This window comes from Burkholderia alba, from assembly GCF_034721475.1.
GTDB classification, from domain to species: domain Bacteria; phylum Pseudomonadota; class Gammaproteobacteria; order Burkholderiales; family Burkholderiaceae; genus Burkholderia; species Burkholderia alba.
On the sequence record NZ_JAWJWL010000025.1, the window covers coordinates 21460 to 37651 of the forward strand.

Consider the following 16192-nt stretch of genomic DNA (forward strand, 5'->3'; position numbering starts at 1 on the left):
TCATGATGCACATCACGGAACCCCTGCCGACCGACAAGCGCGCACGCCTTGTGTTCGGCATCGATTGGCGGGCCTACCCGGCAAAGGGCGGGAAGGCCGAGCGCCGGCGCTATGCCGATGCCTTCGGCGCGACGCATTACGTCGAGTTCAAGGTCGGCACCGACCTGATCGGCGGCTTTGCGATGCCGGATGCACCGGAAGTGAAAGGCGCCCGCCTGTACTCGGGCGCGGCGCGCGTCGCCCTTCACGAGCGCATCAAGAGCCTGCCCGCCGCGTTGGTCCTGCTGCAGGACGGACCGCGCATCTACCTGGTGTTCGTGGTGCGCGGCGCGGTGCGCAACGACGAAGTGCTGTCCCCCGAGGCGGCGCAATCGCGGCGTTTGGAGATCGAGCAGGAATGCCAGAGGGGCAATCTGAAGCTCGACACGCTTGGTACGGGCGATCGGATCGGCGACGTCGACGAACCGTTTCAGGCGAGCGAGCTGCTCGCGAACGGCAAGGTCGGTCGCATCACGAAGCTCCCGATGTCGGTGCCGACCCTGGTTCCGGTCATCGCGATCGTGGTCGGCGCGTTGTTCGGCGTTCCCAAGCTGATGGAGGTGCTGTCCCCGCCTCCGCCGCCTCCTCGTGCTCCAACGTTCGCTGAACAGTATGCGACGGCCGTTCAAGAGGCGTTCGCGCGCGTGCAACCGCGAGCATCTGACCTCGCGCCTGCATTGCTCGCGGCCGTTGGCGGTAAGGAAACGGTCATCAAGGGTTGGTTGTTCCAGGAGGCGAACTGTCCGTCGTCTGGGTTCTGCACGATGAAATTCCGTCGGAACGGGGGGACCTTCGCTGGGTTCGCGCTGGCAGCGACTGCGGACATGCGCCCGGTGACTTTCGCGCGTGACGGTCTATCGCTCGAGTGGCGAGGCCCGGCTGTTCCTAAGGTCGCGTCCCTGAAGGAAAGCGAGTCGACGAGTTGGCCGACTTTGCAGGCGTTCATCGACATGCTCCAGACGCCACCGCAACGCATGTCGGCCAAGGTCCTGGAGCTTCGAGCCTACGGCTACGTGGTCACGCTCGATGAACCGCGGTCGCTGATTGCTGCGCCTGGCGCCGTTGAAGGGGGGCGCGTGGGGCCGTTGCTCAAACAGGGTGGCTGGACGATCGAAGGCTTTCGCTGGCAATCACCGCTGCTCACCAAGCTGCCCCCGAACATGACGATCGATTCGCTGAAGGTCGACCTGCGCCTCAATGAAGGTGCATCTGCGATCCCCAACAGGGAGACGGGCGAATCGTCGTATGGCGTTCACTTCACCGCGAAGGGTAAATACTATGTTTTCGATTAAGCACGCACTCGTCGCGGCGGGCGTTGGTATTGCCGCGTCCGCCCATGCCGGACCCGTCGGCGCCAGCCTGTCGATCGACGATATCGACCAACTGGCGCGCGCGAATCTCGCCCGCCAACTGGGTGGGGGTGCGCCCGGCGTTGGCATGTTGCCGCCCGGTGCCATGTCGCAGCCGCAGCCTGGAATCGTCGCGAGCGCCGTGACAGCTGACGCTCAGCCGAAGCCGGTAGAAAAACCACGCCGCCAGCCGCGCGCGCATGCCGAGCCGGTCTCGTTCTTGGGCGCGTTTAACGACGAGACCGGTGCCCATGTCCTGTACTCGTTCCGCGATGCGATCTACCCGGCGCGCGTCGGCGCAACCTTGCTCAACGGCTGGAGCGTCAAGGGCGTCGACGGCTACGCGGTAACGGTGGCCGAAGGCAAGCGGTCGTGGAAAGAGCCGATCCGCGGCGCTGCGCCGATCCAGTCGCCGGCGACGAATGCCGTTCGCTCGCTGGTGGATCTGGGGGCGCCGCTGCCCACCGGCGCCCCGTTGCCGGGCGTACCGCTGGGAGGTACGCAATGAGCCTCTTTGCGGAGATGGAATTGCGGGAGCCGGAGAAGCGCGGCTTGCTCGGCCGGCTCAAGGCATTCAAAGCTGGCTTTACCGATAACTCGTCGAGTGCGATGCCGATCGTCGGACGAGAGCCGGTGGATGGCGGCGAATCAGCCGTTGAAGTCGATGGTCCGCGCGAGCCGCGTTTCAAGACGACGAGCAAACCGGTGAACCCGCGCCAGGCGAATCAGGGGCAGCCGATGACGATGGGCATGATGCTGCGTCACGCGCAAGATGAAATCGAAGATGTGTCGGTGTTCGAGGAGGACTCTGCGTCGCCTTGTGCCGTCGCCGTCGATGTCCCGCCGGCTCGCGATGTTGGGAATGCGAAACCCGACAACGTGCGCGCGACTGTCAGTTCCGATGTCCCGCCTTCGACGGTCGAGGTGAGGGTTGATTCGGTGGCTTCGTCGGAACCCGAGGCGGAACCGGCGACTGCGCGAGCGGATGCCCCGGTGCATGGGTCAGCACGTGGGCCCGAGCCGTCCGAATCGCCGGATGCGGACGCAGTGCAGGAGCGTGAAGCCGCATCGTACCGACCGGCTGGATACGACGATCCGCCGACGGTGCGCCGAGTCGGCACGGATGTGACCGAGCCGCCCGAGGTCTCGATCGAGACAGGTCGGCCGCGTCTGGTGCATGCAGACGCGCTGACGTTCAAGCGGGTGTTGTGCCAGCGCGATGAAAACGCGGCGCTGGCCGTCACCGAGTCGGCACGCCGCGAGTTCATTGCGGTCGAGCTGCAGGCTGGAATCTCGATCGTGGTGTCGACGCAGCGTTTCCACGAAAGCCAGTTGTACGCGACCTATCTGAAGGATCTCGCGCGGGCCGACATTTCCGTGCACGAAGAGATGGTGGCTGACACGGACGTGATCGCAGCACTCTACAACTCGGAAAAGCATCGGGCGACGTCGAGCGTACCTGAGGCGTCCCGGGCGATCGGGGCGTTCCGGGATGTGATCGAGGCCGCGACCGCGTACGGCGCGGGAGACGTTCACTACGAGTACCGTGAATACGCCGAAGACGTCGAGCTGCGTTTGCGCGTTGACGGAGAGATGTATTCGTACCGGAAGATGCCGAAGGCGCTGGTGCGCCGGGCATTGTCGGCAACCTATCAGGATCTCGTTCAACGCAATACGAACTCTGGAGAGACGTTCCAGCCATCGGCACCGCAGTCCGCGATGATTCCACTCGTCGCGCACATGAGCCTCGTCAATATCCGTTGGCAGAGCGCGCCGCTTGTCGGCGGGTTCGATGTCGCGCTGCGCTTGCTGGACGGCAACTTCAAACACGTGAAGGTGCTGCTTCCGCACGAGATGGGCCTGGAGGCGAGCCAACTGGAGATCCTTGAGAGTCTCGGCAAGGTGACCGGCGGTGCCACGTTCCTGACCGGGGAAACCGGCTCGGCGAAGACGACGTTGCTGCGCGCGATGTCGTATCTCGTGCCGAATCGTGACCGCATCAAGCAGTTCGCAGTCAACGAGCCGTCCGAGGTGCCCGCGCCGTGGCTGTCGGACATTTCGATCCAGCGTCGGCCGAACGAGACCGAAGAGGACGCAAACCGGAAGATCGTCGAGGTGGTTCGCACCCTGATGCGAATGGATCCCGACGATCTCACGATCGGCGAAGTGCGCGACTCTGTCCTCGCGGGATTGGTCGCCGAACTCGCGCTGACCGGCCACCCGGTTCGCACGACGCTGCACGGAAACAGCATCCTCGGCGCGGTGATGCGACTGGTCGGTGGCCGGCTCAAGCTGCCGATGGATGAAGTGGCGTCTGGCAGTTTCCTGAATGCGGTCGGCAATCAGAAGTTGATCCCGGTTCTTTGCCCGCACTGCAAACGGCCGGCGCGCGACGTGTTGTCGCCGGAGCAGATCGCGACGCTTGAGCGCAAGTTCGGCCTCGACACGTCCACCATGGCGTGCCGGGAGGAGGACGGGTGCGAGCATTGCCGCCGTCCGGGTCTGTTCACGCGCACCGGCAAAGTAGCGGCGGGCATCAAGGGGCAGACGCTCGCGATGGAGCTGTACAGACCGACGCCTGAGTTCCTCGAGCGCGTTTCTGTACGCGATTGGAGGGGCGCCGAGCAAGTGTGGCGCAGCAGCCGGAAGAGCGATTTCGCGGACGCCGATATGACGGGCAAGAGCGTCTACGAGCACGCGCTCTACAAGGCGTCGCGCGGGCTCATCGATCCACGATTCATCGATGAGTCTATGTGCAGCTTCGACGCATATCGGGTGGCCCCGGACGCGGATGGAGTGTTGCCATCGTGATCAAGTCGCTCATCTACTCCATCTTCATGGTGCTTCCGGCGAAGGAGCGACTGCGCCTCGCAACGCTTCGATTCCGAGCGATGCGCGAAATGTTCTTCCGGGAGACTCGTCTCGACATCGCCAAAAAGGGGCTGCGTAACAGCGAGACATTGCTCGAACGGCTGACGACACTAGAGGTGCGGCATCGCTCACGAAAAAACCTCTCGTGGCCGGTGTTCCAGAAGATCGCCCAACGTATGCGCGCCGGTGACGATTTTGCGACGGCGATCAAGCCGTCCATCCCGAACGACGAATTCGTGTTGCTCGAACTCGCGGGACAGTCGCCCCGCGACGATGCCGCGATTCGAGGGCTGGAGCTGGCCGAGATGGCGGCGCATGCGAAGCGCGTGCTGTCCGCGACGACGTCACTGCAGATGGCGTATCCGGCCTTCCTGTTGGTCTATCTCTATTCGTTCTGTGTGCTGTTCGGCGCGCAGATTCTGCCGGCGACGCTGGATGTGAAGCCGCTTGAGAAGTGGTCGGCGTTCGGCCAGTTCATCTACGCGTTCGATACGTTTTGCGCCGACTACTGGTGGCTGACGTCTGCGGTCGTCGTGGGGTTGGTGGTCGGGTATTTCCAGACACTTAAGCATTGGACGGGTGAGCTTCGGAACCGTGTCGATGCGATGCCGCTGATGTGGCGCAATCGTCGGGATCTCCGTGCGGCGCTGCTGATCGTGTCGTTGGCGGGACTGTTTGACTCGGGCCTCACCCTGCGAGGCGCGCTGGACAAACTCACCAAATCGGCCGACCCGTGGATGCGTTGGCACCTGCGCCGGATGAGCGCGCGGCTGACGGCGAACCCCGACCAACCGATGCTCGCACTCGATACCGGGATCTTCTCGGAAACCACCATCGACATTCTGACTGATGCGGCCGGGCGGGATCAGTTTGTCGAGGCGGTGAAGGATCTTGGACAGACCTCGCTCGAGCGCGTCGTCGAGGCGGTGCGACGGAACGCAAAGATCACGCACTACGTACTACTCGCTGGGGCGGTGCTGGCGTTCCTTGTCTTCGGCCTGGGTTCGTATCTCGCAACGGGTGCTGTCGCTTTCGATAGCGCTCCGACCTCTATCAACCAGAATTTCTAGGAGCCAACGTCATGAACGAAATCAACAAACTGCGACCGCGCAAGCGTTTTTTCATCGGAAAGAGCCGTCGCAAGCAGAAAGGGGAGCTGTCGCTGGTCGAGGCCGCCGGCGTGATGGCGGGCGGCGCACTGATCGCACTTCTCGTCTACATGGGCTGGGGATACGTGATGGACCGCATTCATGCGATGCAGTTCAAGAGTGAGGCGCAGTACTTCCGGAGTGGCATTCAGGACGCGACCGCGAGCGAGATCGACTTCTCGGGCGTGACGATGCTGTCGCTCACGCAGGGGCACGCGTTCGATACGGCGGGCCGACGCCTGAACAAGACTTCCGGCGCGTTGACGGGACTCTTCGGCGGTGGTGTCGCAGCGGCGCCGGCGACCGTGACGGTTACGAATGATGCCGTCGCCGTGACGTATCCGGTGCCGTCGACAGTCTGCTCGCTTTCGGCAGATGCGGTCTCGGCGGCTTACACGATGGTCAAGGTGAACAACACGACGATTTCGAGTCCGACGACCACCTATAGCTCGACCGCTGCGAACACGGCGTGCACATCAGCTGGCGCGACCGCCAGCATTGTGATGTACGCGACGAAGAGCAACTAAGGACCGACCGATGCTCAGCATTATTGAAGTCGTGGTCGTGCTGGTTGCTGCAGGGATAATGACGTTGCAAGCCATCCAGCGCGACGTCGAGACGCGCCGGCATGACGTGCTGAGCGTCGAAGGGAGGAACCAGGCGGCAATCAACGCCGCATTGTCGAACTGGGTGACGGACAAGTACGGCACGTTGGTGGCGCAGATGGTCGGCGGAAAGACCACGACCATCACACCACCGACGTTTGCCGAGCTGCGCGCTGGTCAATATCTGAAGGCGGACTATGCGGCCGGGCCGTTCTGGGGTGGGTCTTACATGATCCAGATGAGCGTTGGTCCGGACGACTGCGCGACGGGCACGACGTCGTGCAAGGTGAGCTACGTCTTCTATTCGTCGCAGCCCGTGACGAGGCGGGGAAGCCCGGACGCTGCCGGCGCCGGGGTCGTCGTGCAGGCAGCTGGTGTTGGATTCGGGTTCTCGACGAATCAGAATCCGGCGGCGATCAAAGGGCTGAATGGCGCATGGACTGCGACGAATCCGGTCCCCGGCGCACCGGCCGGCATTGTGATGGCGACGAACGGACCGTCATCGGACGGGAACGCCGTGTTCATCCGGCGCGACGGCTCGCTGAAGTGGACGGGCAGCCAGGATGTCAACGGCGTCGATCTGCACAACGTGGGCAACATCGATGCGACCGGAACGATTGCGGCGCCGACGTTGGCCGCCTCGAATGTCGCGGCCAGCAACGCCGTGCGGACCCCCGGAACGCTGGCGGTGCAGAACGCGGATGGGACAGCGCTGGCGCCGATCGCAACCGGCGACAGCACCGTAAATGGCCAGCTGCAGGTGACGCAGACGATCACTCCGGGCGCGGTTGCAACGCCGCGCGCGTCGTGCCCGATAAATGGCGCGATCGCACAAAACAGAGATGGGCGTGGACAGGTGCTGTCGTGTCAGGACCATGTCTGGTTGCCGATCGGTGGGCCGGCGCTCCGGCACGGGTACTTCATGGTCCAGAACGGTTGGGGGGTCCCAGCTCCAAGTTGTGCGACAGGCGGGACGCCACAGATCATTTTCAGCCCGGTGAGCTTCTATGTGAATCCGACCGCGACCGTGAACGTATCTGCGTCGGGCAGCGGACCATGGACCGTGTTTATTACGGATGGCAATGGCAACGGAACAAGCGGTACCGCCGTCGTTGAAACCTATTGTTCGTATTGAGGGAGAGAAAAGTGAAAAGCTGGACGAGGTCGGTAATAGCGGTAATGTTGTCGATTGGCGCGAGCAGCGCATTTGCGGACGGATCGTGTCAGCCGGGGTTCGGGCTTCGATCGTATCCGTTCTACGACAAGGCCGGCGCATACATCGGCATGCGGCAGGCGTGCGCGCCGATTCCGTGCACGCCGGGTTATCAGGATTCGACGTGTGCGGTGCCGTTGCGTAATGGGGCGATCCCGCAGCCGCAGTGTCAGACCGGGGCGGGGTGGACGACGGTAGCAGCGTCGGTTTGGCAGGGGTCGAGATGGTCTCAACCGCAGTGCAATTACGCTGCTCCTCCCCCGGGTTGTCCGAATGGTTGGGGGACGGCGAGTCCCGCGACGTGGACCGGTACAAACTGGACCGCGCCGGTTTGCACGGCGCCCGCGCAGGATCCTTCTACGCGTGATTGGGCGAGTATCTGCAACGCGGCGTTCCGGACATATTCAGGCGGCAGGTTCAAGGTCACGTTCCAACCTGGGGATTTCTTGCGATACCAGTTTGGGACTGGTGTGTGGGCAATGAATGGCGAGACTTGGGGTACCGGACCGCTTTACGTAGCCGGCGACTATCGAGGTACCGACCACCAAATGTGGTGTTCGGTTCGAATTGACGACGGATCGATATACCAAATGTGGGCCACCCAGAATTCTGGTTATCAGGGGGGATAAAAAAAAGCGCCCGGGATGGGCGCTTTTGCATTTCAAATGGCTTGTCGATCAACCGACGACGTTACCGGTCGTAAAGCTGAAATTCCGTGAGAAAGCGGTGCCATTGCTTGTCCCGTCGATCGTGACGCTGTACGTGGTGTTCGGCAACAAAGGGGACGTCGGATAGGCGACGGCCTGGTACTTCCCAAGCAGCTTGTTCGGATCGCTGTCGGAATTGAGTACCTGGACAGCGACGGCGCCCGACGGCCCGGTAATCGATGCAGATTGCAGGATGATCACGTCGGGGAGATTGCCCATCACGCTGATCGGGGTTCCCCAACCGGTGTTCGATACGTTCGGCGGCATCGGGATTTCACTGGTTTCCTTGTACGGTACGCTCGTCACACCGTCGCACGGGAAGGTTGCGGGTGCGTTCGAGACACTTTTGCTCGCGATGTTCAAGAGGCTCATGGACAACCAGGAGCTCGTGAACTGGTAGGTACCACTGCTGGCTTGCGTCTGGTACTCACCTATGCCGACCGTGTCGATCGGGAACGTTGCGACATCAGAGTGATATACGCCGCCAACGAGCGAGTAGACCGCTTGCCGACCGTACTGCGTGTCGCTGAAACTGCCAGTACCCGTTGCGACACCCACGCTCACACCGAGACCGATGGCTCCTGCAGGAAATTTAGCGGCTGCGGCACGGTCGACATACGTTGCACCAGTAAATCCCTGATTCGTCGACACTTCCGTATCGGTTACTGCACCATTGAGACCGATGTACTTGGCGTGATTCTGGGCCGCTTGATCCAACACGGTGTTCTGCTTGAGCGCGGGGAAGCCGCATTGCGTGCGGTACTGGTTCAGCAGGTTCAGTGCTGCCAGTTGGGCGCTGCCGGCGGGGTACTGAGCGCTATCGACCATGCCCGGGGCGCTCGTCGACGGGGTGCCGGGGTTGGACGGGTTCGGATTGTTGCCAGTCGAACCGGTGTTCGTGCTGCCGCCGTCGCCACCGCCTCCGCAGGCGGCGAGCGCGAGCAGCGATGCCGCCGCGAGTGCGGAAAGGCTGATGGTCGTGAGCTTCTTCATTGTGTTGGTCCTCGTATTGTTGTTGGGCCCGCCCACCGCGAACCCTCGATTCCATCCTACCGACGCGGCCGCGAAGTCAAGTTCGCGCGGCCGACGGCCCACTTTTTGAAATGGCGTGGGCAAGCCAAAAAACGCCAATTCTAAATTACGGAAACATTTCATCAGACTTAAGGGTGTCCGGACAAAAAAATCCCGCCATCTGGCGGGAGTCAAGGTCTGTCGGTCATCTGGACTTGCGCCGCTTCCAGTGGAATACCCGCAGCCCGATGAAGGCCACGCCCAGCAATACGGTCGATTTGTACGGAATTGCCGACGACACGACGGGGACGGCTGCTGCACCAACGTACGTGCAGGTGAGGGCGACCAGAACTTTACCGAACCACGGCCTGGCCAGCATTCCAAGCACTGGCGGCGGCTGACTGCCAACCCAATCGGGATAGGCTTCGTTGACCTGCTCGAGTTCGAACGACTCGGCCCTCGTCTCGCGCTGCGCCTGATAGAACCGTTCATACCTCTCGAACCGACCGTCGCCGCGGCCGTCGAGCCAGGCGGCGTTGCTTTCGGCGACGAGGTAGGCGAGGTCGTCCATGTGCGCCCTAGTGAACGTAGGCCGCTGCCCACGGCAGCGCCGCACGGACGTCGACGATGACTTGGCCGTCCGCCTCGGAGTGGTACTGCTCGGTTTCGGCGTCGTACCACGCGAATTGCGGCCGGCGATCGCCGTTGATCACGATCAGGCTCACAGGCAGGTCCAGGAGGGCGGGAGGTGCCGCGCGATCGTCGTTATTCGCCACTTCGCATCCTCGCCTTGGTGCTACGCCGCTTTGCGCCGAGTTGTCCCGTGCAGGCCGGGCAGTCGAAGCTATGGTGCATCTCGATCTTCGTATCGTTGTTGCTGACGATGTATTCAGTCCGGCAGGTTCGGCACGGTGCGATCGTGAGCCGGTTGTCGGCGGCCATCGCCCGCGTCAGGTTGCAGCCGCGGTCGACGGAGATCGCGTGCTGGCCGCCGAAGATTTGCTGATAGACGTCGTTTGTCGCGATCAGCGCCTGCGGCGCGTTGGCGCCGGACGCGAGCGCAGCGCGGTACAACCACGTGAAGATCGTTCCGTGCAGGCGATTGGTCGGCGTCTCGACGAACCAGTTGAGCGAGTTCGGTGTGTTGCCACACGGCGAGCTGGTGCCGTGCATCTCGACATACCTCTGACGCATCGCGTTCTGGTTCAGACGGAACAGGCTGGCGGCGGTCGACGCGCGGCATCCATATGCCATCAGTGCGCAGGCGTATGTCTCGTTCTTGTCGCGCGGCAGGCGCAGCTCGCTCCAGCCGGCCTTGCCGGGCGCGCTGTTCATCCGAATCGGGGAGGTCGCCATGATCTGGTGTGCCACCATCTCGTCGGTCAATTCGCTGGCGGTGAACTGATACCAGAAGGTCGGCGTGTTGAAGCGCCAGCGAAACAGCGGCAGTCCGTTCATCCGACCGAGTGCAATCCGCAGTTTGTAGGTCGGCACGGACGCGAGGTAGGCGACCACTTCGGTCGTGACCCCGAGAAGCGGAGCCGCCAGTACGCTGAGGTGAATGACGCTCGTGACCAGGTCGAGGAAGACGCGGTTGTGCTGCTCGACCGAGAACTTCGCGAGCGCGTCCAGCGGCGGAAGCTTGCGAATCAGCTGGTCGACTGCGACGGTAGTGGGGGTGTCGTCGACGAAGCAGCGCCAGTCCTCCACCGACTCGAGGGTCGGGGCGACCATCAGGAACGGCGTGCGCAGGAGGTTGCGCAACGACCCCTCGTTGTGTTTGACGTGATCGATCTCTCTTCGCTCGACGGCCAGAATGTCGTTGAAGGCGCCGTCCATTTCCAGCAGCCACTTCATCTGGTCGACGAGGTCGAAGTTTGTCACCTGGATGCGCTCGGTCAACCAGTTGGGTACGTACAGTCGCTCGATCGAACGGTAGGTCTCGCGCGAGTTTTTCTTGTCCATTTTTTTGAGTCTCTCTTCTACTGCACAACAAAAAGCGTGGCCCGTGCGTATCAGGCTCGTGCGGCCGCCGTCACCTCACCGTGGAACTTGCCGATCAGGTCGCTAAACGCTTGAAACAGCGGTTTGAAGCGGGTCGGGTTTCCGTCAGCGGTCGCGAGCAGCTGCGCGTTGTGATAGTCCTGCACGAAGGAACTGAAGGTCTCGATCAGCCCGCGGATCCTCTTGTCGAGCACTTCGCTCGCTTCGATCGATGCGCGCTGCTCCTGCGCACGTGCTTCGAGGTCCGACAATTCCGCCTTGGCTTGTTGAAGCTGAAGGTCGACGGCCTCGTGTTCGGCGAGCTTGTCCTTTACCGCTTCTTGCAGGCTCGTGTAGGACTCGGGCAGGGTCGGCACTGGAACTTCGGTCTTCACCGGGTTCGATTTGAGCTTGACGATATCGGCGGTGAGCTGCTCGACCTCGCGTTCTTTGTTGGCGAGCGTCTGTTGCAGCGTGCTGACCTGCTTGCCGGTCGACGCGAGGGAAACCTGCGTCTCTTGGGCCCTCACTTTCTCGCGAGATTGCTCCTGTCGCACGTTGCTGAGTTCGGACGAGAGTCGATCGATCTCTTTTTGGGCGTCGTCCAGCCGGCCGATGGTGGCATGTAACTGAGAAGTCGCTTCCTCAATGCTGTTGTCCTTCCCGGCGATCTGGTCTTCCAGCGTCGCGATGAGGCGTTTGACTTCGTTCTTGGTGAGCGTGGGGTCTTCGCGCTTCGCCTCGATCACCTTCTCGATGATGTCGTCACCGATGTGGTTGTGGACGAGCAGCGACATATCGCTGTACGTCAGCATTTCGACGGCGCCGATGTTGTTCGAAAACTTGTTGTAGCACCGGATGTAGAGACTGACGGACGACTTCGACTTTTGGAAAACCTTGGTGAGGAAGGAGTAGACGAGCTCGGCCGCCCGGTTCTTGACCTTCTGATTGTCGCCTTGGGTGCTGACGAAGTGGCCGATGACGGATGCATGGATGTGCGCAAAATTGCCGCCGATCCGCATGTGCTCCTGCAGGATCTTGCGCGTCGAGTGGGCGACTTCCTCACTTTCCTGAATGATTGTTCTAATCAGACCGTCTGGCAGACCGGTGAACATTTCACGGGCGGCGGTGGTGAGTTCAAGCTGGTCCGGGACATGCGCGAACGTGGCTTTCAGTTCGAGATCGGCGTCCGCCGGCGTGGCATTGTCAGGAACGGTAGGGTTGAAGTTCTCGTCGTCTTCGGGTTTCTTCGGCGGTTTCTTGGACACGGTGTTCTCCGTTGGAGGATGCCTTCCCTGGCACGGGTTAGGCGACTAGTCGGATCGGGGAGGCCCGTCCGACGGAAATGAGACCTGGCGGCCTGCACCAGCTTACGCGGCGCTTTTCAGCGCCAAGGGGCGAAAGCTGCACGAAACAATGTGTCTTTCGCCAAATGACGCACGCCAACAAGCTGAAACGAATTGTTTCAGTTTGTTAATAAATGTAACGCGGTGGTCAGTTGTTTACGGATGAATTTCGGGCAACTTTATGGCGGTGTGCCGATAGCGCCGTTCCGGTCAGGTCAGCTACGCTCAGCCGATTCACGGCGCCCCACGCAGCCGGCACGTTGATGCTCGGATTTCCGGACTTCGCGTGCCGATCCCGTTGGGTACGCAACCAGTAGCCCAGATCGCGCAGGGTGACGAGGGCAAGCGGCAGGTAGGGGGATAGCGAGCAGTTGTCGTTCGCGAAGACGCCGAGGCCCTGGACGTTCCAAACCGAAGGCAACGTGCCGCGGAGGAAGGCAACCTTGGCTCGGTTCTGGCTGATCGGCGAGCGACGCTCCTCGAGCTTGTCGCTAGGCAGGTGGCACACGACCGTATCGGCGCTGCTGCCAGGCGCGATGGCGCCTGCCCAGTTCTTGGTCTCGATCACGAAGATGCCAAACGGCGTGACGACCAGATGGTCGATCTCTGCGGTCGGGAACTCGGTGCCCGGCGCGTGCAGCAGCAGCAGCGCAGTGGGGTGGACGTAGAAGTCATTTCCGCAGAGCTGAGATAGGACGCGGCGCAGCTCGCCGAGCAGGCGAGCCTCGCCGGCATCGCCCGATGCCTGGCTACGGGTAACCGGAGGCGTCGATTGGCGACGCGGGTGGGATTTCGCGTAGTGCTTGGCCAGTGCCCAGGCACCGGCGACAACGATGAGAATCCAGAACATTGGAATGCGCCTCGATTGATGAAGTGACGCGTCCAGTTTGTCTCCGATTTTTCGAAGTCAAGTTCCGGAGAAAGCTATACGATTTTCTGGAGCATTCTCGGTTTTTCCCAACAACCGGTTGCGTTCGGACCGTGCGGCCAAAGCTGTACGCGATTGGCGAGCATTCCGCGTGCACCGCGCATTGGTGCGGCTTACCCTACCTCTATCACGCGTTTTCGACGCATCGACCTTCCTGAGCCAACCGGCTCTGCCATTTCGCGGCTTGCCCGCACCTTCCCTGCAATCGGCCCTGAGCGATTTCGTGCGCTGACCAACGAGGTCGCAGACGAAAGCGCTTCGCGTCGATTTCCTTGCTCGTTCCGAGCATCGAAACCACCGGGCGTTGTCCGGACATCCCCCTTGTTCAGTTTTCTCTGGAGAGAAACATGTTGAAGTCCCTGTTCAGCGGCGCATTCAAATCGCCGGTCAAGTTCCTCGCTCTGTGCTTGGCGGTCTACATCGCGGCGCACTCAATCATCGTGGCGCTGTTGATGGTAGGCGCTGCGTACAACCACTTCAAGAACGGTGCGAAGAACGCTTCGCGTCAGTCGGATCGCGACTCCGCGGATCGCCACGATGCTGACGAAAGTCTGCGGCACGCAAAGAGCAGTCCTGTCACGACGGCGAATGCCGAAGCTCAGGCACTGGCAGTCTCCCAACGTCAGTATGCGAAATCCGCTGTTGTCATCCCTATCAACGCTTCGTCGAACCGGACGAATGCCTAACACCTGAGAACGGGCACGCAGTAAGTCGCCCCAGTCCGCCCGTGCGAAGCAATTCGCGCGGGCACCCCATCTCCCACCGGGAACCACGTTCCCGGTCAGGGGAATGAGGTGCCCGTTCGATATCCGGAGCACGCTCATGAAACCGCATGTAGCTGGTTGGCAGCTCGACATGTTCGACGGTGATTCGCCGATTCTCATCACCCCACCTAAACTCGATCCCTTGCCGGACCCCGATCGCTGGGAGCCGCACGTTCGGGAAAAACTCGCCGAGGCCGTGGTCTTCTTTGCCCTCGACAGCCGGCATAGCGACAACGTCCCGGAGGCGTTGATCGACTGCGCAGAAATGCTTCATCAACGGTTGTGCAACCGGCCGGTGGATAAGGTCGATTACTACGCAACGCTCGGCTGGATCATGGAGCTTTGGACCGGGGCGATTCCGTACTCGGTCGTCTGCGCGCTCGGGCGTGTACGGCCGCGAGCGATGCAGGACGCGATCCGCGACGTTCCGTTGCTCAACTATGACTTCGAACGACTCAGTCGCTGGTGCAGCGGTCAACTGTCGCTGGAGGCGCAATGGGCGGCGTAGCCATGTTCTTCACGCGCGTGCTCGCTCACGCCTTCCCGGGCAGCCCTCGGGCATCGGCGTCGACGGTCGAAGCGCCCGCGGCATCATGCAGCAGCGCGAAAGCTGTCGGCACTGGCGCGGACAACGAGACGCTCGTGACAATCGCGGGAATCGTCCATCTGTTCGTCGACGAGGGCGACTGTGTCGTCGAGTTCGTACCGGCATTCGATGACGCACCTGGCGACACGATGTTCGGCACGAAGATACTGCCGGCCCTCGCGCCGCATTGGGCGATGTTGCAACAGCACCGGGCGCCGCTGAAGGACGCGCTCGCTACAGCGATCCGCCGCGCAAGCGTACCGGCCACTGGCGCGATAGGCATCGCATCACCCACCGCAGATTCGGAAGCTCGGTCGGCACGCTCGTTGGACGCGGCGGAAACGCCAGCCGACGTTGAGCGCGAAGTCGGTCGCCAGACGTCTGTAGGTGAATCGGGTGGATTCCGTTCTCCACGTCGAGGTGGCGATGCCGAATTGGGCCGTTCCGTTGCGGTCGTAGGCCGGATTAACGGCTGGGGCGAAGAAACCTTCCCCGACCGTCGACCAGGCAAATCTCGAAGCTATCGGTCGTTTGCTCTTCGCCTCGAAACGAGAGAGGGTGAACAGACCCTGCAGGGCGAGGGCCTGAAGGATGCGATCAGCGAATGTGGTTGCCACGTCGGCGACCGCGTCTCGGTCAAGCGCCTCCGCAAGATCAAGGTGCCGGCCTTCCGCAAGGAAGACGGCTCACCCATTATGAAAAACGGCCAGCAAGTCATGTGGGACAAGTGGCTATGGTCGATTACCAAGTGAAGGAGTTCTAGATGGCATCTGTCAATAAAGTCATTCTCGTCGGCAATCTCGGCGCGGATCCTGAAGTGCGGTATTTGCCCAGTGGTGACGCGGTAGCAAATGTGCGTCTTGCGACGACCGATCGCTTCAAGGACAAGGCGAGCGGCGACTTCAAGGAATTGACCGAGTGGCATCGCGTCGCGTTCTTTGGCCGCCTGGCCGAGATCGTGAGCGAGTACCTGAAGAAGGGCAGCTCGATCTACGTCGAAGGCCGCATCCGCACCCGCAAATGGCAAGGCCAGGACGGGCAGGATCGTTACTCGACCGAAATCGTCGCGGACCAGATGCAGATGCTCGGTGGTCGTAATGGCGGCGGTCGCGGTGACGGCGGTGGCCACGGCGACGATAACGAGTTCGAGCAGGGTACGCATCGTCATGCGAGCGGCCCGGCCTCGCGCCAGCCGTCCGGTCAGCCGCCGGCAAACGCTGCGGCGCGTCCGCAACACTCGGTGCCCCAGCCGGCTCAGACGCAGTCGTATGGCGGTGGTGGCGGCTTCGATGAGATGGATGACGACATCCCGTTTTAGGATCGCACCCCATTTAATTCGGTTCGATTCGAACGCGATCCCGTAAGGGCTCCCGCTTCTCACTCCCGTTTTCTCTCACCTATAGCGTGCGACGTGCCTTCGGGCACGTCACACGCCGTCTTCCTTCCCTCCCGCATTTCCCTGTTCCGCTGACGTTGCTGAACCAAGCCGACGCGCCCGCGCGAGGCTTCGTTGAGCAAGCGATTCTGCGCCTGTCTCAGGCATCGAACAACCCGCAGTCCAACTGGAGAGATCCGTGAACGTGAAGTGTTTTTGCCTTTCGTCCCGCTCGGGGCTCTCCCTGTCGCGTCGATTCGACGTGCC

At 61.9% G+C, this 16192-nt stretch carries 16 protein-coding genes; 10 read left to right on the top strand and 6 right to left on the bottom strand.

Going from position 1 to position 16192, the window contains the following annotated elements:
* The first annotated feature begins 2 nt into the window (after window positions 1-2).
* Genes RZR99_RS25065 through RZR99_RS25090 form a run of 6 tightly spaced genes read left to right on the top strand, consistent with a single transcriptional unit; the run spans window position 3 to window position 7147 of the window.
* Window positions 3-1331 carry a hypothetical protein gene (locus tag RZR99_RS25065; protein WP_323122468.1) on the top strand — a complete coding sequence of 443 codons (1329 nt, stop codon included), beginning with the start codon at window positions 3-5 and terminating at the stop codon, window positions 1329-1331.
* Complete coding sequence (locus RZR99_RS25070; protein WP_323122469.1) at window positions 1318-1896, top strand: hypothetical protein; 579 nt, start codon at window positions 1318-1320, stop codon at window positions 1894-1896. The genes RZR99_RS25065 and RZR99_RS25070 overlap by 14 nt, the downstream gene beginning before the upstream one ends.
* Window positions 1893-4199 carry an ATPase, T2SS/T4P/T4SS family gene (locus RZR99_RS25075; protein ID WP_323122470.1) on the top strand — a complete coding sequence of 769 codons (2307 nt, stop codon included), beginning with the start codon at window positions 1893-1895 and terminating at the stop codon, window positions 4197-4199. The genes RZR99_RS25070 and RZR99_RS25075 overlap by 4 nt, the downstream gene beginning before the upstream one ends.
* The gene (locus tag RZR99_RS25080; protein WP_323122471.1) at window positions 4196-5329 is read left to right on the top strand and encodes a type II secretion system protein; all 1134 of its coding nucleotides are present in this window, start codon (window positions 4196-4198) and stop codon (window positions 5327-5329) included. The genes RZR99_RS25075 and RZR99_RS25080 overlap by 4 nt, the downstream gene beginning before the upstream one ends.
* An 11-nt stretch (window positions 5330-5340) precedes the next feature.
* On the top strand, window positions 5341-5934 hold the full coding sequence (locus tag RZR99_RS25085; RefSeq protein WP_323122472.1) for a type 4 pilus major pilin: 594 nt from the start codon (window positions 5341-5343) through the stop codon (window positions 5932-5934).
* Window positions 5935-5944: 10 nt separating this feature from the next.
* On the top strand, window positions 5945-7147 hold the full coding sequence (locus RZR99_RS25090; protein WP_323122473.1) for a hypothetical protein: 1203 nt from the start codon (window positions 5945-5947) through the stop codon (window positions 7145-7147).
* Window positions 7148-7902: 755 nt separating this feature from the next.
* On the opposite strand, the gene RZR99_RS25095 is transcribed toward RZR99_RS25090, so the two are convergent.
* The 6 genes from RZR99_RS25095 to RZR99_RS25120 all read right to left on the bottom strand — a co-directional run bounded on the left by RZR99_RS25095 (window position 7903) and on the right by RZR99_RS25120 (window position 13122).
* The gene (locus tag RZR99_RS25095) at window positions 7903-8925 is read right to left on the bottom strand and encodes a CAP domain-containing protein (RefSeq protein WP_323122474.1); all 1023 of its coding nucleotides are present in this window, start codon (window positions 8923-8925) and stop codon (window positions 7903-7905) included.
* Between the two features lie 223 nt (window positions 8926-9148).
* A complete protein-coding gene (locus tag RZR99_RS25100) occupies window positions 9149-9514 on the bottom strand; it encodes a hypothetical protein (protein WP_323122475.1) in 366 nt (121 codons plus the stop codon).
* A gap of 7 nt (window positions 9515-9521) precedes the next feature.
* Window positions 9522-9668, bottom strand: a complete 147-nt coding sequence (locus tag RZR99_RS25105; RefSeq protein WP_323122476.1) for a hypothetical protein — start codon at window positions 9666-9668, stop codon at window positions 9522-9524.
* 40 nt (window positions 9669-9708) lie between these two features.
* Window positions 9709-10908, bottom strand: a complete 1200-nt coding sequence (locus RZR99_RS25110) for a FlhC family transcriptional regulator (protein WP_323122477.1) — start codon at window positions 10906-10908, stop codon at window positions 9709-9711.
* Window positions 10909-10958: 50 nt separating this feature from the next.
* Window positions 10959-12194: a hypothetical protein gene (locus tag RZR99_RS25115; protein ID WP_323122478.1), complete on the bottom strand. Its 1236-nt coding sequence runs from the start codon at window positions 12192-12194 to the stop codon at window positions 10959-10961.
* Between the two features lie 226 nt (window positions 12195-12420).
* Window positions 12421-13122, bottom strand: a complete 702-nt coding sequence (locus RZR99_RS25120; protein ID WP_323122479.1) for a nuclease-related domain-containing protein — start codon at window positions 13120-13122, stop codon at window positions 12421-12423.
* 425 nt (window positions 13123-13547) lie between these two features.
* On the opposite strand from RZR99_RS25120, the gene RZR99_RS25125 reads away from it, so the two are divergent.
* The 4 genes from RZR99_RS25125 (at window position 13548) to RZR99_RS25140 (ending at window position 15868) form a co-directional block, all read left to right on the top strand.
* Window positions 13548-13886, top strand: coding sequence for a hypothetical protein (locus tag RZR99_RS25125; RefSeq protein WP_323122480.1), 339 nt, complete (start codon window positions 13548-13550; stop codon window positions 13884-13886).
* A gap of 136 nt (window positions 13887-14022) precedes the next feature.
* Window positions 14023-14472, top strand: coding sequence for a hypothetical protein (locus RZR99_RS25130; RefSeq protein WP_323122481.1), 450 nt, complete (start codon window positions 14023-14025; stop codon window positions 14470-14472).
* Entirely contained in the window at window positions 14460-15302 is an 843-nt protein-coding gene (locus tag RZR99_RS25135) for a hypothetical protein (protein ID WP_323122482.1), read from the top strand. The genes RZR99_RS25130 and RZR99_RS25135 overlap by 13 nt, the downstream gene beginning before the upstream one ends.
* An 11-nt stretch (window positions 15303-15313) precedes the next feature.
* Entirely contained in the window at window positions 15314-15868 is a 555-nt protein-coding gene (locus RZR99_RS25140; protein ID WP_323122483.1) for a single-stranded DNA-binding protein, read from the top strand.
* Window positions 15869-16192: the final 324 nt, after the last annotated feature.

Coding starts and splice junctions, on each gene's coding strand:
- RZR99_RS25065 (WP_323122468.1), top strand. CDS start 3: ATGATGCACATCACGGAACCCCTGCCGACCGACAAGCGCGCACGCCTT.
- RZR99_RS25070 (WP_323122469.1), top strand. CDS start 1,318: ATGTTTTCGATTAAGCACGCACTCGTCGCGGCGGGCGTTGGTATTGCC.
- RZR99_RS25075 (WP_323122470.1), top strand. CDS start 1,893: ATGAGCCTCTTTGCGGAGATGGAATTGCGGGAGCCGGAGAAGCGCGGC.
- RZR99_RS25085 (WP_323122472.1), top strand. CDS start 5,341: ATGAACGAAATCAACAAACTGCGACCGCGCAAGCGTTTTTTCATCGGA.
- RZR99_RS25090 (WP_323122473.1), top strand. CDS start 5,945: ATGCTCAGCATTATTGAAGTCGTGGTCGTGCTGGTTGCTGCAGGGATA.
- RZR99_RS25095 (WP_323122474.1), bottom strand. CDS start 8,925: ATGAAGAAGCTCACGACCATCAGCCTTTCCGCACTCGCGGCGGCATCG.
- RZR99_RS25100 (WP_323122475.1), bottom strand. CDS start 9,514: ATGGACGACCTCGCCTACCTCGTCGCCGAAAGCAACGCCGCCTGGCTC.
- RZR99_RS25110 (WP_323122477.1), bottom strand. CDS start 10,908: ATGGACAAGAAAAACTCGCGCGAGACCTACCGTTCGATCGAGCGACTG.
- RZR99_RS25120 (WP_323122479.1), bottom strand. CDS start 13,122: ATGTTCTGGATTCTCATCGTTGTCGCCGGTGCCTGGGCACTGGCCAAG.
- RZR99_RS25125 (WP_323122480.1), top strand. CDS start 13,548: ATGTTGAAGTCCCTGTTCAGCGGCGCATTCAAATCGCCGGTCAAGTTC.
- RZR99_RS25130 (WP_323122481.1), top strand. CDS start 14,023: ATGAAACCGCATGTAGCTGGTTGGCAGCTCGACATGTTCGACGGTGAT.
- RZR99_RS25135 (WP_323122482.1), top strand. CDS start 14,460: ATGGGCGGCGTAGCCATGTTCTTCACGCGCGTGCTCGCTCACGCCTTC.
- RZR99_RS25140 (WP_323122483.1), top strand. CDS start 15,314: ATGGCATCTGTCAATAAAGTCATTCTCGTCGGCAATCTCGGCGCGGAT.